The following is a 25048-nucleotide window of genomic DNA, read 5'->3' as shown; positions in this document are numbered from 1 at the left end:
TGTTTGCCGGTTCTGCTGACGTTAGCTCGTTCCAAGGATACGGACGTTCAACGCAGGCGGCAATCCAGCTTGCCATGCACAAGCGCAGAAACCTCAGTTGTTTGCGATACTTCCAGCTGTTAGAACGCAGTCTTTCAGGACATCGCCGATGGCAGCCCAGACCGCAGTTCCCCGCACGTTGTCAGCTCGCGCCGGGCGTTGCTGGCGGGGCCTGATCGCGGCCGCGGTCGCGCTGGCAATCGGTTGCGGCGGAATGGTCTATGCCGCCAACAACAGTGTCCAGGGCGCCAAGAAGGAAGAGGGCGGGTTCGACGGCGATGCGCCGACCGCGATCCTGGTCGAGGCCAGCAGCGGCAGCGTGCTGTTCGAGAAGAACGCCGACGAGCTGCGCGCGCCATCCAGCATGATGAAGCTGATGACGGCCGAGGTGGTGTTCGACGCCATCAAGAAGGGCGACATCAAGCTCACGGACGAGTACCGGATTAGCGAGAGCGCCTGGCGGCGGGGCGGGGCGCCGTCCGGCACCTCGACGATGTTCGCGGCGATCAACAGCAAGGTCTCGGTCGACGATCTCCTGCATGGCGCGATCATCCCGAGCGGCAACGACGCCTGCATCGCGCTCGCCGAAGGCATTGCCGGCAATGAGCATACCTTTGCGACCGACTTCATGACCAAGCGCGCCCGCGAGCTCGGCATGACCAAGTCGACCTTCGGCAATTCCAACGGGCTGCCCGACCCGGCCAACAAGATGACGGTGCGGGAACTCGCAACGCTGGCGCGCCACATCATCCTGACCTACCCGGAACGGTACAAGCTGTTCGGCGAGAAGGAATTCACCTGGAACAAGATCCGCCAGCAAAACCGCAATCCGCTGCTGAACGCCTTGCCCGGTGCCGACGGCCTGAAGACCGGCTACACCAAGGAAGGCGGCTACGGCATGGTCGGCTCGGCCGTGCAGAACGACACGCGGCTGATCGTCGTGGTCAACGGCCTCGAGGATTCCGAGGACCGCGCGACCGAAGCCAAGAAGATGCTGGAATGGGGGTTCCGCAGCTTCGAGACCCGGACCCTGATCGCGGCCAATCAGCCGGTCGGCTATGCACGGGTGTTCGGCGGCGAGAGCCGCTCGGTCAAGCTCGTCAGCCCCGATCCGATCAAGGTGATGGTGTCGAAGAACGGCAACGACAAGCTGCTCGCGCGCGTCATCTATAGCGGCCCGGTCAAGGCGCCGATCACCGCCGGCCAGAAGATCGGGGTAGTGCGGGTGTGGCGCGGCGCCAATGTCGCAATGGAAACTCCGGTTTTCGCGGCGGACGCCGTCGGCACCGGATCGACGATGCGCCGTGCGCTCGACGGCGCCCAGGAGCTGGTCATCGGCATGTTCCGCGCAGGGGTCGAGAAGCTCTGACATGGCGGAAGCAGCAGTCCAACGGCCGAGCTTGCGCGGTCGCTTCATCACCTTTGAGGGCGGCGAGGGGTCGGGGAAATCGACCCAGATCCGCAAGCTTGCCGAACGGCTCGATGCCGCCAAGCTACGCGCGATCGTGACCCGCGAGCCGGGCGGCTCGCCGGGGGCGGAGATCATCCGTCACCTCGTGCTGTCGGGAATGGGCAAGCTGCTCGGGCCGGAGGCCGAGACGCTGCTGTTTGCCGCTGCACGCGACGACCATGTCCGCACCGTGATCCTGCCGGCGCTCAATCAGGGCATCTGGGTGTTGTGCGATCGTTTCTTCGATTCCACGCGGGCCTATCAGGGCCAGCTCGGGCAGGTGTCGCCCGAACTCGTCAACGCCATGCAGCGCGTGACCATCGGCGATCTCAAGCCTGATCTGACCTTCATCCTCGACGTGCCGGTCGAGGTCGGACTGCAACGCGCCGCTGCGCGACGCGGCGACGCCACCGCCGATCGCTTCGAAGCCGAAGGCATCAAGTTCCATCAGGATTTGCGTGACGCGTACCGCCGGATCGCGGCCGAAGATCCGGAGCGCTGCGTCCTGATCGACGCCACGGCGGATCCGGATACGGTCACGGCCAGGATATGGGCCGCGCTGCGCGAGCATCTGCGCGCAGCGCTCACGGCGGACAATCCTGCATGAGCGCGCGCAAGGTCGAACAGGAGAGCGCCGCCCGCCATCCGCGCGAAACGCCGGATTTGTTCGGGCATCGCGAGGCGGAGACCGCCTTGCTCGATGCCTATCGCAGCGGACGAATTCCGCACGCCTGGCTGATCGGTGGCGCGCAGGGCATCGGCAAGGCGACGCTGGCCTACCGCATGGCGCGGTTCGTGCTGGCGTTTCGCAATCCGAAATCGTCCCAGATTCAGGCGGCGCCGACGCTGCGGGTCGATCCATCAGATCCGGTGGCACGCCAGATCACGGCGGGCGCCCATGGCGGGCTCCTTGTGCTCGAGCGCGGCCTCAACGATCGCGGCGTGATGCGGACCGTCATCACGGTCGACGAGACGCGCGAGACCATCTCGTTCTTCGGCTCGACCGCTGCGGTCGACGGCTGGCGCGTCTGCATCGTCGATACCGTCGACGAGCTCAATCCCAACGCCGCGAACGCGCTGCTGAAGATCCTCGAGGAGCCGCCGCAGCAATCGCTGTTCCTCCTGGTCAGCCACGCACCGTCACGGGTGCTGCCGACCATCCTGTCCCGTTGCCGCAAGTTGCTGCTGCGGCCGCTGGAGACGAGCGACGTGGTGCGCGCGGCCGCGGCCGCAACCGATATCGAAGCCGACGATCCGGCGCTACTGGAAGCCGCCGCAGCATCCGAAGGCAGCGTCGGGCGGGCGCTGTCGCTGCTCGGCGGCGATGCGCTGAAACTGCAGCAACGCACGGCCGCGCTGCTCGCGACGCTTCCGAGCGTCGATCCGCGCGAGCTGCATGCGCTGGGCGAAGCGCTTGGCACCAGTGACCGCGTCGCGCTCGCCGCTTTCATCGACGGCATCGATCGCTGGATGAGCGAGCGCATGCGCACGGGCGACGCCAATGCCAATCTGCCGCGCCTTGCACGGCTGGCGGAGGTATGGGAAAAGATCGTCCGCGCCGCGCGCGATACCGAAGCCTACAATCTGGAGCGCAAGCCGCTGGTTTTCTCGGTGTTTTCGATGCTCGCGGACGCGACCCGATAGACGCCGCGTCTGACAACACATCCGTCTGACAACACTCCCGACAATCTCGTTTCGATCTGCAAAGGATTCCGTGGTGGCGACCGCTAAGAAGAAATCGTCGAAAAAAGCCAAGAAGACGAAGAAGGCATCGCCCGCTCGCGCGACCGGCAAAGCCACGGCGAAATCGCGCGCCGCCAAGAAGGCCGGGCGCGTCGCCAAGAAAGCGAAGAAGGCCGCCAAGTCCAAATCCAAGACCGGAGCCAAGGGCGCCAGGAAATCGGCAGCGAAGAAGGTCGTCAAAAAGGCCGTCAAGAAGACTGTGAAGAAGTCGGCCAAGAGCACGGCCAAGAAGGCTGCTGCGAAGGCCACCAAGGCTCCGCCGAAGAAAGCAGCCGCAGCAGCCGTCGCACCCGCGGCAAAGAAGCCCGCTCTGCCGGTGGCTCCCGTTGCCGAGAAGGCGCCGAGACCAGCAAAGGTTCGCGCGCCGAAGCAGCCCAAATCCGCAGCGGCGGCTCCTGCGGCCGCATCCATCCCGGTGCCCGCCGCGGACCGCGGCAACGTCTTCTACATCACGACCGCAATCGCTTATCCGAACGGTCAGCCGCATATCGGCCACGCCTATGAGGCGATCGCGACCGACGCATTGGCGCGCTTCCAGCGTCTCGACGGCAAGGACGTGTTCTTCCTGACCGGCACCGACGAGCACGGACAGAAGATGATCCAGACCGCGGCCGGTGAGGGGATGACGCCGCACGATCTTGCGACCCGCAACGCTGCCCGCTTCAAGGAGATGGACGAGCGGCTCAACGTCTCGTTCGACCGCTTCATCCGCACCTCGGAGCCTGCGCACCACAAGTCCGTGCAGGAGATCTGGCGGCGCATGCAGGACAATGGCGACATCTACATCGACGCCTATGCCGGCTGGTACTCGGTACGTGACGAGGCCTATTACGCCGAGGATGAGACCACAGTCGGCGAGGACAATGTCCGCCGCGGCCCGCAGGGCACGCCGGTCGAGTGGGTTGAGGAGAAGAGCTATTTCTTCAAGCTCTCGGCCTACCAGGACAAGCTCTTGCACCTCTATGAGAGCCAGCCCGATTTCATCGGCCCGGATTCGCGTCGCAACGAGGTGATGAGTTTCGTGCGCGGCGGGCTCAAGGACCTCTCGATCTCGCGCACGACGTTCGACTGGGGCGTCAAGGTCCCGGAGGATCCCGAGCACGTGATGTATGTCTGGGTCGACGCGCTGACCAACTACATCACCGGCGTCGGCTATCCCGATGAGAGCGACAAGCATTGGCGCTACTGGCCGGCCGACGTCCACATCATCGGCAAGGACATCATCCGCTTCCACGCCGTGTACTGGCCGGCCTTCCTGATGTCGGCAGGCATTCCCGTGCAGAAGCGGGTCTATGCGCACGGCTTCCTGTTCAACAGGGGCGAGAAGATGTCGAAGTCGGTCGGCAATGTGGTCGACCCCTTCAATCTCGCCGAGCAGTACGGCGTCGACCAGATGCGTTACTTCTTCCTGCGCGAAGTGCCGTTCGGCCAGGACGGCAACTACAATCACGAGGCCATCGTCGCGCGCATCAACGCCGACCTCGCCAATGATTTCGGCAATCTGGCGCAGCGTTCATTGTCGATGATCGCCAAGCAACTCGGCGGCGTGCTGCCGGAGCCCGGCGAATTCAGCGACAACGACAAGGCGATTCTGGCGCAGGCCGACGCCATGCTGGAGACGTCGCGGACCGCGATGGCGACGCAGCAGATCCATCAATGGCTCAACACGGTCTGGGCCGTGGTCGCCGAGGCCAACCGCTATTTTGCCGGCGAGGCGCCGTGGGCGCTGGCGAAGACTGATCCCGCGCGCCAGAAGACGGTGCTGTATGTCACCGCCGAGGTCGTGCGCCAGATCGCGATCATGGCGCAGGCCGTGATGCCGGAGTCCTGCGGCAAGATGCTCGACAGCCTCGGTATAGCTGCTGACGCCCGCGGCTTTGCCGCGGTCGCCGAGCGCATCAAGCCGGGCACCGTCCTGCCGGCGCCTGTTGGCGTGTTCCCGCGCTATGTGGAACCGAAGACCGAGTGAGCGGTTCGAAATTCATGCTGGTCGACAGTCACTGCCATCTGGATTTCCCTGATTTCGCCGACGATCTCGACGGGATCGTCGGGCGTGCCGAAGCGGCCGGCATCGGCCGCATGGTCACGATCTCGACCCGGGTGAGGCGGCTCGGCGGCCTGCTCGCGATCACCGAGCGCTTTCCCGACGTCTACTGCTCGGTCGGCACCCATCCGCATCATGCCGATGAAGAGGACGGCATCCCGGCCAGCGAACTGATCGAGCTGACGAAGCATCCGAAGGTCGTGGCGCTCGGCGAGGCGGGGCTCGACTATTTCTACGAGCACGGTTCGCGCGAGGCCCAGGAGCGCGGCTTTCGCGCGCACATCGCCGCCGCCCGCGAAACGGGGCTGCCGCTGGTCATCCATACCAGGGAGGCCGACGAGGATTGCGGTCGCATCCTGGAGGATGAAGTCGCGAAGGGCGCGTTCAAGGCCGTCCTGCACTGCTACACCGGCGGCCGCGAGCTCGCGATGAAGGCGATCGCGCTTGGGCTGTCGATCTCGTTCACGGGCATCCTGACCTTCAAGAAGTCGGACGCGCTGCGCGCGCTGGCCGCCGAGCTGCCGGCCGACCGCATCATGGTCGAGACAGACGCGCCGTATCTTGCGCCCGGCAAATTCCGCGGCAAGCGCAACGAGCCGTCCTATGTCGTCGAGGTCGCCAAGGTGCTCGCGGAAACGCGCGGCGTCTCCCTGGAGGAGATCTCGCGGCAGACCACCGAAAACTTCTTCCGGCTGTTCTCCAAGGTGCCGGCGCCGAAGGTTGCTGCATGACGCTGACACTGACCATTCTGGGCTGCGGCTCGTCCGCCGGCGTGCCGCGCCCGGCACTCGGCTGGGGCGCCTGCGACCCCGGCAATCCCAAGAATCGCCGCCGCCGCTGCTCGATCATGGCCGAGCGCACCATGGAGCACGGCACCACGCGGGTCGTGATCGACACCTCGCCCGATCTGCGTGAGCAGCTGATCGACAGCAATGTCGAGCACATCGACGCGGTGTTCCTGACGCATGAGCATGCCGACCAGACCCACGGCATCGACGATTTGCGTTCGGTCGTGCTGCATCAGCGCCGCCGCATCCCGGTCTACTTCAACCAGTCGACCGCCAAGGACATGATGGCGCGGTTCTCCTATTGCTTCATCGCGCCGGAAGGCAGCGACTATCCGCCGATCCTGACGCGGCATTCGATCGAGGCCGGCGAGAGCCACACGGTCCAGGGGAAGGGCGGCCCGCTGAAGCTCGGGGCCTTCCTGGTGCAGCATGGCAAGATCCCGGCGCTCGGCTACCGCGTTGGCGGCGCCGCCTACACGCCCGATCTGCACGACATCCCCCAGGAGAGCTGGCCGGCGCTCGAAGGTCTCGATCTCTGGATCGTCGACGGCTTGCGTTATGCGCAGCATCCCAGCCATTTCAGTGTTGCGGACGCGCTGTCGTGGATCGAGCGCTTCAAGCCGAAGCGCGCGGTCATCACCAACATGCATTCCGACCTCGACTACGAGGTGCTGCGGCAGAGCCTGCCGGCCGGCGTCATCCCGGCCTATGACGGCATGCGGTTGACGCTCGATCGGGCTGGCTGACGGCTCAGGCCGAGATCGCCTTGGCCGATCCGACCTGGTTGCGCAGCAGGAATTTCTGGATCTTGCCGGTCGAGGTCTTCGGGATCACGCCGAACACCACGGCTTTCGGCGTCTTGAACCCCGACATGTGCTCGCGGCAATAGGCGATGATCTCGGCCTCGGTCGCCTTGGCGCCGTCCTTCAGTTCGATGAAGGCGCAAGGTACTTCACCCCATTTCGGGTCGGGCTTTGCCACGACGGCCGCAAACAGCACCGCCGGGTGCTTGTAGAGGATGTCCTCGACCTCGACAGAGGAGACGTTCTCGCCGCCGGAGATGATGATGTCCTTGGAGCGGTCCTTGATGATGACGTAACCGTGCTCGTCGAGCACACCGAGATCGCCGGTGTGAAACCAGCCGCCGGCAAAGGCCTCCTGCGTCGCCGTCGCGTTCTTCAGATAGCCCTTCATCACGATGTTGCCGCGGAACATGACCTCGCCGATGGTCTCGCCGTCGCGCGGCACCTCGCGCATGGTCTCGGGATCGAGCACCGTGACGCCTTCCTGCAGCGGATAGGATACGCCCTGACGCCGCTTCAGCTGCGCGCGCGCATCAGCCGACAGCTCGTCCCAGCCCGGCTGCTCGGCGCAGACCGAGGCGGGGCCGTAGACCTCGGTCAATCCATAGACGTGGGTCAGCTTGATGCCGATGCGCTCGGCGCCCTCGAGCACCGCAACCGGCGGCGCCGCGCCGGCGATCAGGCCGACAACGGGCTTTGCCTTGCCGCCCTTCGGCGCGTCGGGCGCGTTGATCAGCGTGTTGTAGACGATCGGCGCACCGCACATGTGGGTGACGCCGTGCCTCGGGATCAGCTCGAAGATCTTGGCCGGATCGACCTTGCGCAGGCAGACATTGACGCCGGCGGTCGCGGCGATCGTCCAGGGGAAGCACCAGCCGTTGCAATGAAACATCGGCAGCGTCCAGAGATAGACCGGATGCTGGCCGAGATTGCCGGCGAGGATGTTGCTGACCGCGTTGAGATAGGCGCCGCGGTGATGGGTCACGACGCCCTTGGGATTGCCCGTCGTGCCCGACGTATAGCTCAGCGCGATCGCATCCCATTCGTCGGCCGGCGGCCGTTCGACGAAGCCGGGATCGCCCGCCGCGACCGCCGCCTCATACTCGATCTCGCCGATCCGCTTGCCGCCGCCGAAGGCCGCGTCATCGACGTCGATCACGAACGGCTTCGCGCCCGTCATCAGGGTCAAGGCTTCCGCGATCACGCCGGAGAATTCGGGATCGACCAGAATGATCCTGGCGCCGCCATGCTCGAGCTGGAACGCGATCGACGCCGCGTCGAGGCGGATGTTCAGCGCGTTGAGCACCGCGCCGGTCATCGGCACCGCGAAGTGCAATTCGTTCATCGCCGGGATGTTAGGCAGCATCGCCGCGACCGTGTCGCCATGGCCGATGCCACGGCCCGCGAGATAGGACGCAAAGCGTTTGCAGCGTTCGTAGGTCTGTTTCCAGATGAAGCTGCGGCCCTCATAGACCGCGCTGATGTGGTCGGGATAGACGGCGGCCGAGCGCGCCAGGAAGCTCAGCGGCGAGAGCGGCACGTAGTTGGCCGGCGTCTTGTCCAACCCGATCGAGTACTGGTTTTGAGCTGCACTCATGGCTCTATCCCATCCGCAAGGTGCTTTACAGGAAACCGATCGATATCCAGGGGAAGATGGCAACGATGATCAAGCCGATCAACAGCGCCAGCATGTACCCCCAGATCGGCCGGATACCCTCGGCCGGATCGACGCGCCCGATGGCGCAGGCGGCATAATAGCCGACTCCGAACGGTGGCGCGAACAGCCCGATGCCCATCGCCAGGATGATGATCATGGCGTAGTGCACCTCGTGGACGCCGACCTGGTGCGCGATCGGAAACAGCAGCGGCCCGAACAGCACGATCGCCGGGATACCCTCGAGCACGCTGCCGAGGATCACGAAGGCCAGGATCGAGACCGCGATGAAGGTCGCCGACCCGCCGGGCAGCCCGGTCATCGCCGCCGCCAGCGCCCGCGAGAAGCCGGACTGGGTCAGGCCCCAGGCCATGCCGGTCGCGGTACCGATGATGAACAGGATCGCCCCCGACAGGCACGCCGTGTCGATCAGCATCGGCAACAGCCGCCGCCAGTCGAACTTGCGGTAGATCAAGAGGCCGATGGCAAAGGCGTAGACGATGCCGATGGTCGAGACTTCGGTGGCGGTGGCGATGCCTTCGACCACGGCGTAGCGGATCACGAAGGGCAGGGCCAATGCGGGCAGGGCGAACACGAACGCCTTGCCGATCTCGCTGCCGGTGGCGCGCTGGACGTGGCTGCGGTCTTCGCCGCGGTAGCGCCACCACACCAGCCCCGATAGCGTGATCGCCAGCACCACGCCCGGCAGCAGGCCGCCGGTGAACAGCGCCGAGATCGAGACGCCGGTCACCGAGCCGATCGTGATCAGCACGAGGCTCGGCGGAATGGTCTCGGTCTGCGCGCCGGTGGCGGCGAGCAGGGCGACCAGATCGCCCGGCTTGGCGCCGCGCTGCTTCATTTCGGGGAATAGCACGGGCGCGACCGCGGCCATGTCCGCGGCCTTCGATCCGGAGATGCCGGACACCAGATACATGGCGCCGACCAGCACGTAATGCAGGCCGCCGCGGACATGGCCGAGCAGGCTCGCGAGGAACGCCACCATGGCCCGCGCCATGCCGGTCATCTCGATCAGGAGGCCGAGGAAGACGAACAGCGGCACCGACAGCAGGATCAGATGGCTCATGCCCTCGTCCATCCGGCCGACCAGCACCATCAGCGGCGTTCGGGTCGTCAGCGCCAAGTAGCCGAAGATCGCCATGCCGAAGGCAAAGCCGATCGGCACGCCGGCGAACACGCAGAAGCCGACCACGCCGACGAAGAAGATGATCAGATTGAGATTGCCGAGCGGCCGCAGCATCGGCTGCGCCAGCCAGAACGCGCCGATCAGCGCAGCCACGGTCAGCGCGGCCAGCAGGAAGGTCTTGAAATCGCCGACCCGGGCCAGCCGCAGCAGCGCGAACAGCGCCATCAGGCAGGTGCCGACCGGCAGCGCCGCCGCGCGCCAGGTGTTGGAAATCTGCAGCGCCGGCGTCGTGATGAAGCTTTCCTCGTAGGCGTATTCATAGGCCGGCCGCACGATCAGGATCAGGAACGCCAGCGCGGCGCAGGTCGCGACGACGTCGAGATAGCCCCAGAGCCGCGGTCCCGCGCTTGCGACCAGCGCCGTCATCCGCATGTGCTCGCCGCGACGGAATGCCACCGCCGAGCCCAGCATCGCAAGCCACAGGAACAGGATCGACGCCAGTTCGTCGGACCAGATCAGCGGCGCATGCAGCACGTAACGCGATACCACGCCGGCGAACAGGATCACGACCTCTGCGACGACAAGGATCGCCGCCGGGATTTCGACCAGCATCCCGAGCGCCGCGTCGATGGAGCCGAGAATGGAGCGGCGGCGAGGGGGCTGCGACGCCGCCTCGCCGGCCACGGCCGGCGTCATCTCGACATGAGCCATGGCAAGCCTCCTGCTTGATCGATCAGGACAGTTTGCCGACGGACTTCTCGAGCAGATCCCAGGCCTTCTCGCCGTACTTGCCCTTCCACTCGGCGTAGAAGCCGGCGGCGCGGAGCTTGTCGCGGAACGGCCCGACCTCGGGCTGGTTGAAGACGAGGCCCTTGCCCGTGAGCTCCTGCTTCACGGTGGCGTTCAGCTTCTCGGTATCCTCACGCTCCTTGACGGCCGCCGCGTTGACGTTCTTGGCGACGATGGTCTTGATATCGTCCGGCAGCGCCGCCCAGGCTCTGCGGTTCATCAGGAACCAGAAACCGTCCCACATGTGGTTGGTCATCGAGCAGTATTTCTGCACCTCGTAGAGCTTCGCCGCCGAGATCAGCGCCAGCGGGTTCTCCTGGCCTTCGACGATCTTGGTCTGCAGCGCCGAATAGACCTCGCTGAAATTGATCGAGGCGGGCGATGCATCGAACGCCTTGAACATCGAGGTCCACAGCGGCGACACCGGCACGCGGATCTTGAAGCCCTTGAGATCGTCAGGACCGGTGATCGGCTTGGTCGACGACGTGGTCTGACGGAAGCCGTTGTCCCAGATCTTCTCCATGACCTCGAGGCCGGCCTTGTTGATCTCGCCGCGCACATAGGCGCCAAGCTCGCCGTCCATGGCCTTCCAGACCGTGGGATAGTCCGGGAATGCGAAGCCGATGCCGTTGATCGAGGCGGCCGGCACCAGGGTCGCCAGGATCAGGCCGGACAACGTGAAGAATTCGACGCCGCCGGAGCGCACCTGGCTCAGCATGTCGGTATCGGAACCGAGCTGGCTGTTCGGGAACACCTGCAGGTCAAAGCGGCCGTTGGTCTCGGTCTTGATCGCCGCGGCCATCTCCCGGGCGCGCGCCACGAACGGATGCGACTCCGGCAGGTTGTTGGCGAACTTGTAAGAGAACTCGGCCGACTGGGCGCGCGCGACATAGGGCGCGCCAATCCCGCCGAGGACGGCGGAAGCGGCGGAAACCTTCAGCAGCGTGCGTCGTGAAAAGCTCATTGGTTGCTCCCTCAAGAGGCTTGTTGTTGTTCTGAGATGCCATCCTATACGGACCTGATGCCGCGGGGTCACCAGCGATCTCTGCACAGCTGGGGCTTATTGCAGCGTCCGTCCGCGGCGGCAATATCGGCTTTCAGACGAGATGCGCGCGCGTCGATCGCTGCGGCATTGGCACGGGCCGGACGACCGGCTTGGGCACATCAGCACACGCGCCAACTTGCGGACCAGTGCGAAGATTTCCCACTAAATATCTGATCTAATTGTAGATATAGATATTCCATAATATACCTTATGCGAATTATGGATATGGGCGTGGCTACGATCACCGGCAGCTATCCCATTGCGCCGCTCACCTTCGCCGCAAGGCCGACAGCCATCCCAGGAACCATTGCACCAGTCGCAGATCGACGGCCGGTCCCACGTCCCAGCGGCCCATCGCTCGACCGCGTGCGTTTTGGCTTGCACGGCGTCACCATGGCTTCGCCGCCCACGGTACCATCAGCCGGTCAGCCCGCAGAGGATCATGAGTGCGCGTGGGTTGGATCGCACCTTCGTGCTCGGCACCGCGAAGAACGGCAGCACAAATTGTCCCAAGCGCAACCCCAGCAAGTAGGTGTTGCCACCCCTGCTCCGACCGCCCTGATGCCAGGACGCCTCGTCTGGAATGTTGCCCGACCGGCGCGTTGTCGCGTCAGTCGTCGAGGGTCCACATCCGGAGGATATCGGCCGTGGATGCCACCTCGATCTGAATGCTGAAGCGTTCGGCATAAAGCTGCAGCAGCGCGTCATGGCTGTGATCGGAGGAGCTGCACAGCGCATCCTCGGCCACGATCACCCGATAGCCGATATCGATCGCGGCCAGCACGGTGGCGAGCACGCACACGTCGGTCTCGCCGCCCGACACGATGGTCGTATCGATCCCATGCGCATCCAGATGAGCTTGCAGGCGCCCGTTGCCGAACGCGTTGTAGATCGGCCGGTCGACGATGGCGGCCGGCGGCACACAGGCGGCGAGCGCCGGCACGAGTTCGATCAACTCCGGATCGAGCCGCTCACGGGTCACGCATTCCCATTTCTCGTAATAGGCCCGCCAAATCCCTCGCGCGTCGTGCTTCGAGCGCGGCGGAATAAAGCGGGTGAACACGGTACGTTCAGGTGCATGCTGCGCCAGCTCGACGATGCGTGGCAGCACGCGGTCCATCCAGGGCGTCGCCCAGGGCGCCCCCGGCTCGAACAGTCGCTGCATGTCGATGCAAAGGTGCGCCGCGCACGGACCCGGCGGGCTGAGAAGCTGTCCCATCGCTCACTCCTGCGCGCGCCGACCGCATGCCGTCACACGCAGGGTCAGCCGCCCAGGCCGTAAAAGGCCCCGCCGAAGCGGGGCCCCTGACGTGGTCCGGTTCACCATTTCTGGCGGCCATACCAGTCGTTCACTTCCTTGGCGGCTTGATCCTTGGCATAGCCGTAGCGCTGCTGCAGACGGCCCTCGAGCTGCTCCTGCTTGCCGTCGATCACATCGAGATCGTCGTCGGTGAGCTTGCCCCACTGCTCCTTGACCTTACCCTTGACCTGCTTCCAGTTGCCTTCGACACGATTCCAATCCATTGCGTTTCTCCCTTGAACGATGAGACCGACCAACGGGCCGGCCGAGGCTTCGTTCCGTAGCCGCGTTGCGGCAAGACTTCGCAATCAAGACTTCGCAATCCGACCAAGCTCCATCGTAGCGCGCTTGAATGCGCGACAGCCGAGAAGGCGCTTTGCCGCGCATCGATCAAGGATAGGAACTTGCTTTTCGCACTCGTGTTGGCACTCCGGACTATTCACCCAACACACGGAGCGACCAATGCCGGACAAGGATCTCAGCGCCCTCTTCCTCGATACTCTCAAGGACATTTACTACGCGGAAAAGCAGATCCTGAAGGCGTTGCCGCGGATGGCCAAGGCCGCCGAGTCCGACGACCTGCGCGCGGCCTTCGAGAAGCATCATGACGAGACCGAAGGACAAATCGAGCGGCTCGAGCAGATCTTCGACCTCATGGGCAAGCCGGCGCGCGGCAAGAAGTGCGACGCCATCGAGGGGATCATCGACGAGGGCAAGGAGATCATGGAGGAGTATGCCGACACGCCGGCGCTCGACGCGGGCCTGCTCTCGGCAGCCCAGGCGGTCGAGCATTACGAGATCGCCCGCTACGGCACCTTGAAGGCCTGGGCCAACCGCCTCAGCATGAAGGATGCGGTCAAGCTCATCGACCAGACCCTGGCCGAGGAAAAGAAGACGGATGAAGCGCTCACCAAGCTCGCCGTCAGCGGCATCAACGCCGAAGCCGCCTGACCAGACGCGCGATGAAGCGACGTCCGCTTTGTACACACGCTCGCATTTGCTGGTAGATTGGACGCCGATTCAGCATCTGGGAGCCCGATGGCCCGACGCACCGGCAGCGCCGATCTTCCGCTCCATGGCGGCCGCGTGCCGCCATGGCTGGCGGCGCGCATGGCGACGCTGGGCGCCATCATCACCCAGGCTATCGTCCACCATCACGGCCGCGATGCCTTTTTGCAGCGACTGTCGCATCCATTCTGGTTCCAGTCGTTCGGCGCCGTGATGGGCATGGACTGGCACTCGTCCGGCATCACCACCAGCGTCATCGGTGCGCTGAAGCGAGGTCTGGCGCCGCTGCAAGGCGAGCTCGGAATCCACGTCTGCGGCGGCCGCGGCAAGCATTCGCGTCGCACGCCGGATGAACTGTCCGCCCTTGGCGACCGCGTCGGATTCGACGGTGCCGCCCTGACCCGCGCGAGCCGGCTGGTGGCCAAGGTCGACAGCGCCGCGGTGCAGGACGGATTCGAGCTCTACCTGCATGGCTTCTTCGTCACCGACGACGGCAAGTGGACCGTCGTCCAGCAAGGCATGAACGGCGACAAGCGGCAGGCCCGCCGCTATCACTGGCACTCCGAAGGCCTGCGCAGCTTCGTCGACGAGCCGCACAGCGCGATCGACGGCCCGACGCAGGGCGAGATCGTCAATCTCACCGATCACCGCGCCGAAAGCTCACGCCAGGCGCAGCTCGATCTGCTCGCTGCGCTTGGGCCGGACGGCATCACGCGTGAATATGCCGAGCTGACGCAGAGCGCGACCGCGCAGCCGGACCTCCTGCACCTGATCATGCCCGCGCATCACGACGTGCGCTCGAGCGACGTGTTCGTCCGCCGCCTGCACGGCACCTTGGCCGCGGCTGCCGATCGCGGGCCGCTGGATTTTCCCGAGCTGCTGCTGACGCCCGGCGTCGGCGCCCGCACGGTGCAGTCGCTCGCGATGGTCGCCGAGGTCGTTCACGGGACGCCCTACCGCTTCCGCGATCCGGCACGCTTCTCGCTCGCCCATGGCGGCAAGGACCGTCACCCCTTCCCGGTGCCGATCAAGGTCTATGACGAGACCATCCGCGTGCTGAAGTCGGCCGTGCAGCAGGCAAAGCTCGGCCGCGACGAGGAGATGCAGGCCTTGAAGCGGCTCGACGATCAGGCCCGCAGGCTGGAACGAACTGCCACCGGCCCCTCCTTCGAGGCGTTTGTCGCGAACGAGCGGGCCCGTTCTCCTGCGCTCGACGGCCGCTCGGTGTTCGGCTGGGAAGCCGACCTTGCCGAGCGCAACGGGATCACCAAGCCTTAAAGCGAGGGCTGATCCACCGCTCGATCCATCGTCAGGTCCTACGAGGTGACCACCGAGAGCGGCAGGTAGCATCCCGGCCTGCCGGCGCCGGCGCTTCGTTCCCGTTGATCGCCTGCGTCCTGGCCGCGGCGACAAAGTTAGGAACGCCGTTCCGGGCCGCATCGTTAGGCCGTTGACGCAACCAGCCACATGGAGAGGCTAGCATGAAGGTTTGCGACGCGATGACACCTGACGTCCAGCTGTGCACCCCCGACGATACGCTGCGCGATGCCGCAGAAGCGATGGCAGCGCTCGGTGTCGGCCTGCTGCCGGTTGCCGATGGCGAGCGCCTGGTCGGTATGATCACGGACCGCGACATCGCGCTTCGCGGCATCGGAATGGGTCGCGGCCCCGACTCGCGGGTCGGCGACGTCATGACGGCCGAGGTGAAGTATTGTTTCGAGGATCAGGAGCTCGAGGACATCGCGCAGAACATGGGTGCGATCCAGGTTCGGCGCCTGCCTGTGCTGAGCCGGGACAAGCGCCTGGTCGGAATCATCGCGCTCGGGGATATCGCCCTGATCCAGGCCAGCGATGGCACCGGCATGGCGCTCAGCCAGATCTCGCGCCCGACCACCCAGCACGCGCAACTCTAGACTTACACGGCTCAGCTTCGCGGCCCAGGCTCGCAAAAAGCCCGGCTCGCGAAGCGGAGCGTCAGGTGCGCCACCAATGGCCGACTATGTACCGTGGATCGTGATTGCCGCCGGGGTCATCGCCCTGATCGTCACAGCGTTGCTCTGGCGTGCCCACTACGTCAGCTCCGATTGACCGAACGGCGAGCGCGCCGTCAGGCCGCCATCTTGCGGCAGGATTCCGCGCACGCACGGCACGTCGCCACGCATTCGTCCATGCCGCCGACGCGATCGCAATCCTCGGCGCATTCGCCGCAGATCTCGGCGCATTCCCGGCAGGTGTGCTTGTGATGCGGGGTGTTGATCAGCATGAAATGGGCCGCCGTCCGGCACATTTCCGCACAGGCCGTCATCAATCGGAAATGTGCCGGCTCGACATGCTTGCCGCCGGTGACGAGACAATGGTTCATGGCCGTGGCGAGACACATCTTGTAGCAGGACAGACAGGTCTCAACGCATCGGTTCATTTCCTCCGAGAATGCCATGTCGATACCTCACGCCTGCGCCAGCAGTCGGCGCAGGTAGCAGAGCCCGTCAAAGGTCAGCTTCGACTCGCGGACCTCGCCCTGTGCGATCTCGGCTTCGAGGAAGTTCTCGAGCTCGGGAAGCGCGCGGTCGAACCTGTCCGCGATGCCCATCAGCTCGCAGGTTTCCTTGATCCGCTCGATCGGTTTTTCCAGCACGTTGATCTGAACCATTTTGGCATAAGCCCGGGTCATGCCATTGGTTCCTATGCTCATTGCTGGATGCGTTGCTGCGGGGTCGGCGCCGGTTACGACGCCTTGCCGACCGTGTCGGCCATGGTTGCGCCACGCGCTCCGAGCGGCTTGCGGCGGCCCTCGGTCGAATCGAGCATCGTCTGATGCTCGATCTCTGAATTCAGCTCTGCCCCGCACAGCACGATGATGGCGGACATCCACATCCACGTCATCAGGCCGATGGCCGCCCCCAGCGAGCCGTAGGTCGCGTTGTAATCGCCGAAGTTCGCCAGATACCAGGAGAGCAGCACCGAACCGGCCAGCCACAGCACCGCTGCCGCGACGGCGCCGACGCTGAGCCACTGCCAGCGCGGCCTGGTTCGGCTCGGGCCATAGCGGTAAAGCACCGCAAGCGCGGTGAGGAGCAGGAGCGCCAGGATCGGCCACCGTCCGAGCCGAATGACGAGCTCGGCCGTCGTGCCCAGTCCAACCTGCTGCAGCAGCAGCGGGACGACGACCACCGCTCCGACCATCAGCATGATGGAAATCAGCCCGGCGATCGTGAACGCGAGGGACATCAGGTTGAGTTTGACGAAGCCGCGCTTTTCCTTCTCGTCATAGACGACGTTGAGCGCATCGAAGATCGCCTTCATGCCGGCATTGGCGCTCCAGATCGCGATCAGTAGGCCGGCGGCAAAGGTCAGGCCGAGTGTCGAGGTCCCCTTCGCGAGCACGCGGGCGATCTGGTCCTGGACGATCGCAAACGAGCCTTCCGGCAGCATCAGCGCCAGGCTCTGCAGGTTGGATGAGATCGTGGACGGATCGGCGAACAGGCCGTAGCTCGAGACCAGCGCGGTGATGGCCGGGAAGATCGCCAGCAGGCCGTAGAACACGACGCCGGCCGCGGTGGCCAGCAGGCGGTCCTCGTCGATCTGCTGATAGGTGCGCAGCAGAATGTCCTTCCAGCCGGCAGCCGGAATCTCAAGCGGCGTGTCGGCGAGCCGTCCACGATCCCGGGTTTCGGCCAGCGCGGGTTCGACGCCCGGCTCCCGAGCGGACGGCTGCTCCGATCGGGAGAGCTGGCGAGAGATCGCCAAGGTCGCCAGAGCCGTTGCACTGGCGAGCATTAGATCGTTGGTCCAATTGCGCGGCACCATCGCTAGTCCTGGATCGCGTCGCGCTGACGCCGGGCGCGCGATGCGGCAAACCAGCCGACAAGCATGATTGCAGCCCCGGCGGCCAGTGCCCGGGTGGTGGGATCTACGCTCCCCCCTGCTCCCGTCCGGGTGGAGGCGATCAGCCGCGCCGCGACGGGCACCGCGATCGCGCGCTTGAGCATGTCGGCCTGTCGGCCCGGACGCGGCACCGCCGGCGCAGGACGCGCGAGCAGCACGCGGCCCACGACAAACCCCAGGACCCCGAGGAGGAGAAAGACGCCCCCGGTCGCGGCATATGCGATCCAGCTGCCGTAATGCACTTCAAGGGCGTGGAAAGCCGCGGCGACCCCGATCCCGATCGCAACCAGGAGCGAGACCGCGCCGACCAGCATGACGCCGCATGCCAGCGCGTAGCCGGTCGCGAGGCGCCCCAGCCATTGCCGCAAGTCCGCAAGGTAGGAGCGGAAGATCTGGCTCAGCGAGGACGGCCGGGTGTTGACGCGCATGTCGAGGTCCGTAGCAAGTTGGCACCCGACAACCCGGCAGGAAGATCGACGTTCCTCCCCCGGGCAACGCGCGACAGCTCGCGCCACGCGGGGCAGCGCGGACCGAGCGCTAACTGACCGGAGGGAGATTTGCGCGTGGTGGCATGGAGCTCGGGAATGGCTTGGCAACCATGAGCGTCGCGCGTTCGTCGGTTTCGAGCGCGATTTTCTGGGCAAGCATGACGTCGCCCGCCACCAGTGAGCCGACGGGCCGGAAGCACCAGCCCAGCACGATGTGGTCGCCGCCGTCCATCTCGTAGACGTTGGTCGAGGTGCCGTAGCAAATCCGGTATCGCTTGCCGGACTCCGAGCCGATGACGTCGAAGCGATTATATTTTTCGAATTGCGCCCGCTGTTCGGGTGACAGCCACGCGGACAGCAGCGCAAGTCCGCGCGCCTCAATTCGCTCATACGCTTTCCAGCGATCCCAGATCGCGGCCAGCGTCGCACGGAGCGTGCTGGCGGCTCCTCGGAGCGCGGATCGCAGGGGCATCTCGCGCAGACGGGCGAGCATGGCGTCAGCCGCCGACCAGCCTCGGATAGAACAACGTTTCCTCGGCGGTCGGATCAAGCGCACGGACCAACCTCGCCTCTCCGGTCGCCTGCCGAATTGCGGCGGTGTAGCCGTCCGATGTGAGCTGGGCGAAGCGGGCATTCGCCCAGGCCAGTTGCTCGCTGTTATCGGGATCGAATTGCTGCCTCGTGTCGCCGGAGTGGTCCATCACCAAGATCGTTGCCATCATCGTCTCCCTTGAAGGACATTCACAACTGCATCAGACAATCGGCACGGCCGTCGTCGGCCTGCCGCCCATCCACTCCGGCAACGCGGCGCCGTCACGGTGACGGCCGCCCGCGCCGGCCGCGGCCCACGCGGCGACCGCACCGAACAGCAGCGCCGCCGCAACCGAGAACGCCAGAATCACCGCGCTGCGCCGCGACCGCTGGATCGCGGTCCTGGCATCGCCCATCACGCTGTCGACGCGCTTCTCCGCCTCCGCCGCGGCCAGACCGGTCGCGGCCGCGACCTGCTGGATCAGATAGCTGCGATCGTCACTGTTGACGCCGCTGCGGCCGGAGCTCGTCAGCAGGATGCGGCCCGCCTCCGCCCGCTCATAGCCGATATCGATATTGGCCGGACGCCGCAGCGACCGGTACAGACGGTCGAGCTCGGCGCTCAGCAACGGCTCCGCGGCCGTCGCAGATGGCCGGTTCTGGACCACCGGGCGCGCGGTTGACAGGCCAACCAGCGTGACGATTGTGGCACCGAGGATGACGGCGAGCGCCCAGGCGGTCAGTCCGTGAAGCCCGTCGCGGCTGTCGATCTCGTCCGATGGCGTCACGCCAATCACGCGCTGCGCCCGGCCGGCGATGTAGCCGCCGACGCCGAAGCTCACCACCGCCTGCAGGATCAAATACAGCCCCGACAGCAACGCGAGCGCAGCCGATGCGTCGCGCCATGACGGCGAGCTTGAACTCACGCCCAATCCGACCGCCGCGCCGAAGCCGATCAGGATCACCAACAGTGCGGCAGCGGCGAGCGCGCCGGCGATGACCGGGCTCCATTGCAGCCGAAGCCCGGTCCTGTTGGCGGCGGACACGGCAAGGCCTCGCTCGTTATCCATGATGTGCCTACCGCAGCCCGAAGAACGACAATATCGCCAAAATGACCACGATCAGTCCGACCAGATAAATCAACTGGTTCATGCAAACCTCCTCCGTCCGCCTCGTCCCGTCCTGACAATCTGGTGGAGCAGCCAAGGTTCCTACGTGGACGAACCGGCGCGATGCGGTAACGCCAATGAAAAGGGCCCCGCCGAAGCGAGGCCCTCATCGGTCGTCGCGAGCTGGTTATCGCGACGTGCGACCAGCACCGTTAATCGTCCCAGTCATGACCACGGATCACGAAGCCGCGGTCGCGGTAGTAGTCGCGATGATGGTTGTACCAGCCGTGGTGCCAACCCCGGTCATGCCGGTATACGTCGACGCGCGGGCCACCATAATATCGATTGCCGTAGTAGCCGTGGTCGCTGCCGACATAGATGCCCACACCCTGCGCGCTCGCAACGGTCGGTGCCGCTATCGAGAGTGCCGCCACTGCGGCAAGAGCGTAAGTAAGCTTCGTCATGGCATCCTCCTTTCCAGTACACCGTGACAACGACTGGCGTCCGCGCATGTTGCAGGAACAGGATCGGAACTTTCCTGAACGTTCCTTCACCATCATGGCGGCTGCACGTGACCGGCGCACGAGATCGAGGAGCCCTCGACGCGCTCTGCTCGATCGCTGTGGCTCCACTCTCACCTGTTCGACACAAGTGACCCCAGCTCAGGGGTGGAGAGCTGGGGTCGTAGCGGGGTTCTCCTGGTTGCGCTGACGGCCGGTCGGCGCGTCAGCTCGCGAGAACCTGCGCTTCGCAACGGGTTCCGGCACTAACGTCTGCAAATGTGCGACGCACAATCATGCCGCTGCGATTGCCCGATCAGACCGCTTGGCCCCACATGCTCGGGGCGGTGCGCAACGCGGCCTGGCCTGCGATGCGCAGCTCATCGATTGACGAGCGTCCCTCGCGAACGGCCTGCAGCAATCCGGAGGCGACGTTGGTCCGCTTCGTCGTATCGGAGCGCGGCACCTCTCCGCAGACCTCGTCGAGCACCGCGCGAAGCACTGCCGCCGTCTCTCCATCGAGCATGATTGCCTCCCTGCCCTCGTGGATTGAACCGCATCGTAGCGCGAGACGGCGCGAGAGGGGTTTCAAGTATGTTATCAGCCGTATCCAAATCTTGCGCGGCCGACCGTCGCGCTGTCTTCGTCGTGACAAATCACTGTCATGTTCAGATCGTCAGTGCGCTGGGCAAAACGTCGATGTCGCCGCGCCCGCTTTAGCCCTGCTGCGACATTTGGATCGCATCGACGAACGCCTGCGGCGCCTCTCGCGCCCGCCGCACCGGCCGCGTCTCAGCCGCGCCGCTTGGTGTGCAGATAGTCGGCCGAAAACAGCGCCGTGTCCTTGAGCTGCTTCAGGTCGTTGATCGTCAGTATGCGGTCGCGCAGCACGATCAGGCCGGCGCCGCGCAGCTCCTGCAGGGTCCTGTTGACATGGACCACGGACAGCCCGGTGGCATCGGCGAGATCCATCTGCGTGATCGGAAACAGGCAGGAGTCGCCGTCGATCATTCCAACCGGCAGCAGGCGCTCATAGAGTTCGCACAACAGATGCGCGACCCGCTCCAGCGCCACGCGCCGCCCGATATTGACCGTCCATTCCCGCTGGATCGCGCTGTTCACCATGGTTTCGCACCACAGCGCTTCCTCCAGCGAACGGTCGCTCGCCAGCAGCTGCTCGAAGGCCGGACGCTTGATGTCGGCGTAGGTGACCGGGGTCAGAGCGCCGATCGAATGATCCATCACCGACAGCAGATAAACGCAGGCGTCGCAGCTGTCGCCCGGCAGGACAAAATTGACGATCTGGCGACGACCGTCGGCCAGCGTCTTGTAGCGGCAGAGCCAGCCCGACAGGATGATCCTGACGCTGTCGACCGGATCGCCCTCGGTGGCGAGGTCTTCGCCCGGGCGGGCGCGGTGCAGCCCGTCCTGGATCGCCTGTTGCAGCAACGCGATTCCCCGCTCGGACAATTGCCGCATGGCGTTGAGCCGCCGGATCACCGGCTGCGCCAGATTCCCCTCGAGCACCGGGGGATGCATCTAGCTCCCCATGCTCGGCGTATGGATCGCTTGCGGGCTCATCGGTATGGCGATCGTGCAGTGAAGTCCCGACGGATTGAACTCAAGCGTGCTCTTGCCCTTGAACTCGAACGCCAGCGTCCGCTCCAGGAGATCGGATCCAAATCCCCTGCGGCGCGGCGGCGTCACCTCAGGCCCGCTGCGTTCGCGCCAGTTGAACACCAGTTGCCGTGGCTCGGCCGCATCGTCGATGCGCCATGTAACGTCGATGCGCCCGGCGCGTTGGCTCAGCGCGCCATATTTCAAGGCGTTGGTTGCGAGCTCGTGGAGTGCCAGCGCGAATGTCTCCGCGGCCTTGGGTTGCAGGCGAATCCCGGGACCGGAGACTCTCAGTTGCTCGCCCTCCCGCGCGTTGTAAGCCAGCAATTCCTCGACCACGAGATATTCGAGGTCGACGCCGCCCTCGGGATCGCGGGTCACCAGCGACTGGGTCCGCGCGAAGGCATTGAGCCGGCCGTCGAGATGCGATGCGTAGTCCTCGACGTTCGCGCTGGTCTCTGCCGAGCGGCGCGCGATCGAGCGGACCACGCCGAGCGTGTTGCGGACGCGATGCTGCAGCTCGGCGAGCAGCAGCCGCTGCCGCTCCTCGGCCCGCGTGATCGCGGTGACGTCGATGAAGGTGATCACGACGCCGGCGATGAAATTGTCGATGCTGCGGTACGGCAGGATGCGCACGATATAGCGCGTGCCGCTGTCGGGCGCGGTCAGCTCGCGCTCGGCGCTGGCCAGCGCCCGCAGCACGCGCCGCACATCGTCGTAGAGCTCCTCGATCGGAATCCGCGCCTTGATATGCGCGATCGGGCGGCCGACATCGGTCTCGACCAGATGCAGCAAATGCGTGATCGCGGGCGTGAAGTTCATCACCTTCAGATCGTTGTCCAGGAACACCGTTGCGATCTGGGTGCTCTCGAGGAAATTCTTCAGGTCGCTGGTGGCGCGGGTCAATTCCTGCACGCGGTGCGCCAGCTCGCCATTGACGGTGGTCAGCTCCTCATTGACCGACTGCAATTCCTCGCGCGAGGTCTCCAGCTCCTCGTTGGCGGATTGCAGTTCCTCATTCAGCGATTGATATTCCTCGTTGGAGGATTTCAGCTCCTCATTAGTGCTTTCCAGCTCCTCGATCGTGGCTTGCAACCGCTCGCGGGTGGCGCGCAGCTCGCCTTCCAGCCGCTCGACATGCTCGGTCCTGACCAGAATGTTGGGAATGTTCTCGGCCTGCTCCACGGGACGGATCGGGCCATCCTTGAACAGGATGACGAAGTTGCGATGGCCGGCGGGACCGTCCTGGATTGGCTCGACCGTGATGTCGACCAGCATGCGATGCCCGTTGACGCCGAGTTGCAACTGCTCGGCATGCGCCGCTTCATTGGTTTCCGCGGCACGGCTGAGCACCGTGCGCAGTTCAAGCCTGAGGTCGCGATGCACGAGTTGCAGCAAATCGAGCGTCGCCGTGCCTGCGGTCGGCTCGATATAGCGGCCGGTGCGGCCGGAGAAATGCAGGATGTGAAAGTGGTCGTCGGTGATGACATAGGCAGGCGCATAGCGCTCGGCAATGCGCTGGGCGCGGCGCTCGAGGCCGACATCCGGACCGACGGAACGTACCGGCGGCATGTCGACGGAGGCCCGCCCTGTGACCGTCGTGATGGGGAATTCCGGCGGCAGCCGTGTCCCGGTCTCGAGCTTCCTGAAGATGCGCGCGCGGCGGTCGACCGGTGCGAACAGCTTCGGATGCCGCGTGACGTTCTCGGAATTGCCGAGAAACAGGAACCGGTCCGGCAGCAGCGCAAAATGGAACAGCGGGATGACGCGGTTCTGCAGTTCGGCATTGAGGTAGATCAGGAGGTTGCGGCACGAGATCAGGTCGAGCTTGGAGAACGGCGCGTCCTTGATGACGTTGTGCTGCGAGAAGATGCACATCTCGCGCAATTCCTTGACCACGCAATAGGTGTCGCCTTCGCGCACGAACCAGCGCGCCAGCCGCTCCGGCGTCATATCGTTCTCGATACTGGTCCGATAGCGCCCGACCCGCGCGGCAGCGAGCGCGCGGCCGTCGATGTCGGTCGCGAAGATCTGCACCTGCGGCACCGAGTCGAGACCGGCCATATGCTCGCGCAGCAGGATGCCGATCGAATAGGCCTCTTCGCCGGTCGCGCAGCCAAGCACCCAGACACGCACCTGCCGGCCGGCGCCCTTCCCTTCGAAGATCTTCGGGATGATCTGGGTTTCCAGGACATCGAACTCCTTCTTGTCGCGGAAGAATTCCGTGACGCCGATCAGGAGGTCGTTGAACAGATGTTGCGCCTCGTCCTTGTCGTTTCTCAGGAAGTCGACATAGGCGGAGATATCGTCGATCTGCACCACCTGCATGCGGCGCTGGACGCGGCGCAGGAACGTGTTCTGCTTGTAGCCGTGGAAGTCGTTGCCGGTCTTGTTGCGAAGAATATCCGCGATTCGCGCGAGCGAGCTGGCCGCCGCCGCCAGCACTTCGTCGAAGCCCTGCTTCTCCTCGAGCCGGCGCAAATGGCGGGAATAGACGTCGATATGCTCCGGAATGTCCTCCGGCGGCAGCACAAAATCGGCGATCGCCGCGGCCGAACTGCCTTCGTCGTGGGGGTTGGACTGACCGTCGCCAATGCGTTCGGCGATCGCAAGACCGCCATGATCCTTCAAGGTCCCGACCCCGAGCGTACCGTCGCCACCCGTGCCGGCCAGCACCACGCCGATCGATTCCTCGGCGCGCTCCTCCGCCAGCGACACCAGGAAGCTGTCGATGGTGGCCCGCTCGGCGCGCGCCTGCTCGGCGCGCCGGACGGCGAAACGGTCGCCATGAACGGTGGTGATCATGTCGGACGGACACAGATGGATCACGCCGCCCGCGACGAGCTGTCCGTCGCTGATCTCGGACAATCGGGCGCCTTCCGATCGCTGCAACGCTCCGCGCAACCGGGTGTCCTCGATGGCATCCCGGTACTGCAACACGAGCACGACGGCCTGGTCGGGATTGAGCCTCAGTTTCGAGAAGAACCGCTCGATGCTATCGAGGGCTGCGGCGGACGCGCCCACACCTATGATCAGCGGCGCCTTGGACTGGCGCCCTTCGTCTCCGCTCTGGGGTTGGCCAACGTCATCCATGATTGCAGCGGCTCTCAC

25 protein-coding genes are annotated in these 25048 nt (G+C 65.1%); 9 read left to right on the top strand and 16 right to left on the bottom strand.

Features of this window, described 5'->3' with window-relative positions; translation table 11 throughout:
• Positions 1-148 precede the first annotated feature (148 nt).
• From IF803_RS09435 to IF803_RS09410, 6 genes are all read left to right on the top strand, one after another.
• Positions 149-1408, top strand: a complete 1260-nt coding sequence (locus IF803_RS09435) for a D-alanyl-D-alanine carboxypeptidase family protein (RefSeq protein ID WP_461191961.1) — start codon at positions 149-151, stop codon at positions 1406-1408.
• 1 nt (position 1409) lies between these two features.
• Positions 1410-2096 (top strand): dTMP kinase, encoded by a 687-nt coding sequence (gene tmk / locus IF803_RS09430; RefSeq protein WP_028340651.1) that lies wholly within the window; start codon positions 1410-1412, stop codon positions 2094-2096.
• Positions 2093-3133 carry a DNA polymerase III subunit delta' gene (locus tag IF803_RS09425; RefSeq protein ID WP_028340650.1) on the top strand — a complete coding sequence of 347 codons (1041 nt, stop codon included), beginning with the start codon at positions 2093-2095 and terminating at the stop codon, positions 3131-3133. The genes tmk and IF803_RS09425 overlap by 4 nt, the downstream gene beginning before the upstream one ends.
• Positions 3134-3206: 73 nt before the next feature.
• Positions 3207-5201 carry a methionine--tRNA ligase gene (gene metG, locus IF803_RS09420; RefSeq protein ID WP_461191960.1) on the top strand — a complete coding sequence of 665 codons (1995 nt, stop codon included), beginning with the start codon at positions 3207-3209 and terminating at the stop codon, positions 5199-5201.
• A 14-nt stretch (positions 5202-5215) separates the two neighbouring features.
• Positions 5216-6007 carry a TatD family hydrolase gene (locus IF803_RS09415; protein WP_304500306.1) on the top strand — a complete coding sequence of 264 codons (792 nt, stop codon included), beginning with the start codon at positions 5216-5218 and terminating at the stop codon, positions 6005-6007.
• Positions 6004-6810 (top strand): MBL fold metallo-hydrolase, encoded by an 807-nt coding sequence (locus IF803_RS09410; RefSeq protein ID WP_304495410.1) that lies wholly within the window; start codon positions 6004-6006, stop codon positions 6808-6810. The genes IF803_RS09415 and IF803_RS09410 overlap by 4 nt, the downstream gene beginning before the upstream one ends.
• Before the next feature lie 4 nt (positions 6811-6814).
• On the opposite strand, the gene IF803_RS09405 is transcribed toward IF803_RS09410, so the two are convergent.
• The 5 genes from IF803_RS09405 to IF803_RS09385 form a co-directional block, all read right to left on the bottom strand.
• The gene (locus IF803_RS09405; RefSeq protein WP_461191959.1) at positions 6815-8464 is read right to left on the bottom strand and encodes an acyl-CoA synthetase; all 1650 of its coding nucleotides are present in this window, start codon (positions 8462-8464) and stop codon (positions 6815-6817) included.
• A gap of 25 nt (positions 8465-8489) precedes the next feature.
• Entirely contained in the window at positions 8490-10376 is a 1887-nt protein-coding gene (locus IF803_RS09400) for a TRAP transporter large permease (protein ID WP_461191958.1), read from the bottom strand.
• Positions 10377-10398: 22 nt separating this feature from the next.
• A complete protein-coding gene (locus IF803_RS09395) occupies positions 10399-11418 on the bottom strand; it encodes a TRAP transporter substrate-binding protein (RefSeq protein WP_018271684.1) in 1020 nt (339 codons plus the stop codon).
• Between the two features lie 691 nt (positions 11419-12109).
• Complete coding sequence (locus tag IF803_RS09390) at positions 12110-12718, bottom strand: cysteine hydrolase family protein (protein WP_461191957.1); 609 nt, start codon at positions 12716-12718, stop codon at positions 12110-12112.
• A 101-nt stretch (positions 12719-12819) separates the two neighbouring features.
• A complete protein-coding gene (locus IF803_RS09385) occupies positions 12820-13023 on the bottom strand; it encodes a CsbD family protein (protein WP_028344049.1) in 204 nt (67 codons plus the stop codon).
• A 238-nt stretch (positions 13024-13261) separates the two neighbouring features.
• Here IF803_RS09385 and IF803_RS09380 point away from each other — a divergent pair, with 238 nt between their 5' ends.
• The 3 genes from IF803_RS09380 (at position 13262) to IF803_RS09370 (ending at position 15720) form a co-directional block, all read left to right on the top strand.
• On the top strand, positions 13262-13750 hold the full coding sequence (locus tag IF803_RS09380) for a YciE/YciF ferroxidase family protein (protein WP_028344048.1): 489 nt from the start codon (positions 13262-13264) through the stop codon (positions 13748-13750).
• Between the two features lie 87 nt (positions 13751-13837).
• Entirely contained in the window at positions 13838-15085 is a 1248-nt protein-coding gene (locus IF803_RS09375; RefSeq protein ID WP_461191956.1) for a DUF763 domain-containing protein, read from the top strand.
• A gap of 203 nt (positions 15086-15288) precedes the next feature.
• Positions 15289-15720 (top strand): CBS domain-containing protein, encoded by a 432-nt coding sequence (locus IF803_RS09370; RefSeq protein WP_016845942.1) that lies wholly within the window; start codon positions 15289-15291, stop codon positions 15718-15720.
• Positions 15721-15914: 194 nt separating this feature from the next.
• On the opposite strand, the gene IF803_RS09365 is transcribed toward IF803_RS09370, so the two are convergent.
• The 11 genes from IF803_RS09365 to IF803_RS09315 all read right to left on the bottom strand — a co-directional run bounded on the left by IF803_RS09365 (position 15915) and on the right by IF803_RS09315 (position 25030).
• Positions 15915-16244, bottom strand: a complete 330-nt coding sequence (locus IF803_RS09365; protein WP_461191955.1) for a four-helix bundle copper-binding protein — start codon at positions 16242-16244, stop codon at positions 15915-15917.
• 9 nt (positions 16245-16253) lie between these two features.
• Complete coding sequence (locus tag IF803_RS09360) at positions 16254-16478, bottom strand: hypothetical protein (RefSeq protein WP_461191954.1); 225 nt, start codon at positions 16476-16478, stop codon at positions 16254-16256.
• 53 nt (positions 16479-16531) lie between these two features.
• The gene (locus tag IF803_RS09355; protein WP_461191953.1) at positions 16532-17614 is read right to left on the bottom strand and encodes a YihY/virulence factor BrkB family protein; all 1083 of its coding nucleotides are present in this window, start codon (positions 17612-17614) and stop codon (positions 16532-16534) included.
• A 2-nt stretch (positions 17615-17616) separates the two neighbouring features.
• Positions 17617-18120 (bottom strand): hypothetical protein, encoded by a 504-nt coding sequence (locus tag IF803_RS09350; RefSeq protein WP_461191952.1) that lies wholly within the window; start codon positions 18118-18120, stop codon positions 17617-17619.
• Positions 18121-18229: 109 nt separating this feature from the next.
• A complete protein-coding gene (locus tag IF803_RS09345; protein WP_461191951.1) occupies positions 18230-18673 on the bottom strand; it encodes a hypothetical protein in 444 nt (147 codons plus the stop codon).
• A gap of 4 nt (positions 18674-18677) precedes the next feature.
• Positions 18678-18899, bottom strand: coding sequence for a hypothetical protein (locus IF803_RS09340; protein WP_038386759.1), 222 nt, complete (start codon positions 18897-18899; stop codon positions 18678-18680).
• A 33-nt stretch (positions 18900-18932) separates the two neighbouring features.
• Positions 18933-19781, bottom strand: a complete 849-nt coding sequence (locus IF803_RS09335) for a hypothetical protein (RefSeq protein WP_461191950.1) — start codon at positions 19779-19781, stop codon at positions 18933-18935.
• 251 nt (positions 19782-20032) lie between these two features.
• Positions 20033-20284 carry a hypothetical protein gene (locus tag IF803_RS09330; RefSeq protein WP_155258749.1) on the bottom strand — a complete coding sequence of 84 codons (252 nt, stop codon included), beginning with the start codon at positions 20282-20284 and terminating at the stop codon, positions 20033-20035.
• 352 nt (positions 20285-20636) lie between these two features.
• Complete coding sequence (locus tag IF803_RS09325; RefSeq protein WP_461191949.1) at positions 20637-20846, bottom strand: hypothetical protein; 210 nt, start codon at positions 20844-20846, stop codon at positions 20637-20639.
• 266 nt (positions 20847-21112) lie between these two features.
• Positions 21113-21859, bottom strand: coding sequence for a Crp/Fnr family transcriptional regulator (locus tag IF803_RS09320; protein ID WP_259243388.1), 747 nt, complete (start codon positions 21857-21859; stop codon positions 21113-21115).
• Positions 21860-25030, bottom strand: coding sequence for a CheR family methyltransferase (locus IF803_RS09315; protein ID WP_461191948.1), 3171 nt, complete (start codon positions 25028-25030; stop codon positions 21860-21862).
• Positions 25031-25048: the final 18 nt, after the last annotated feature.

The sequence above is a fragment of the Bradyrhizobium sp. UFLA06-06 genome, assembly GCF_054820065.1.
This window is presented reverse-complemented; position numbering and strand designations above follow the sequence as displayed.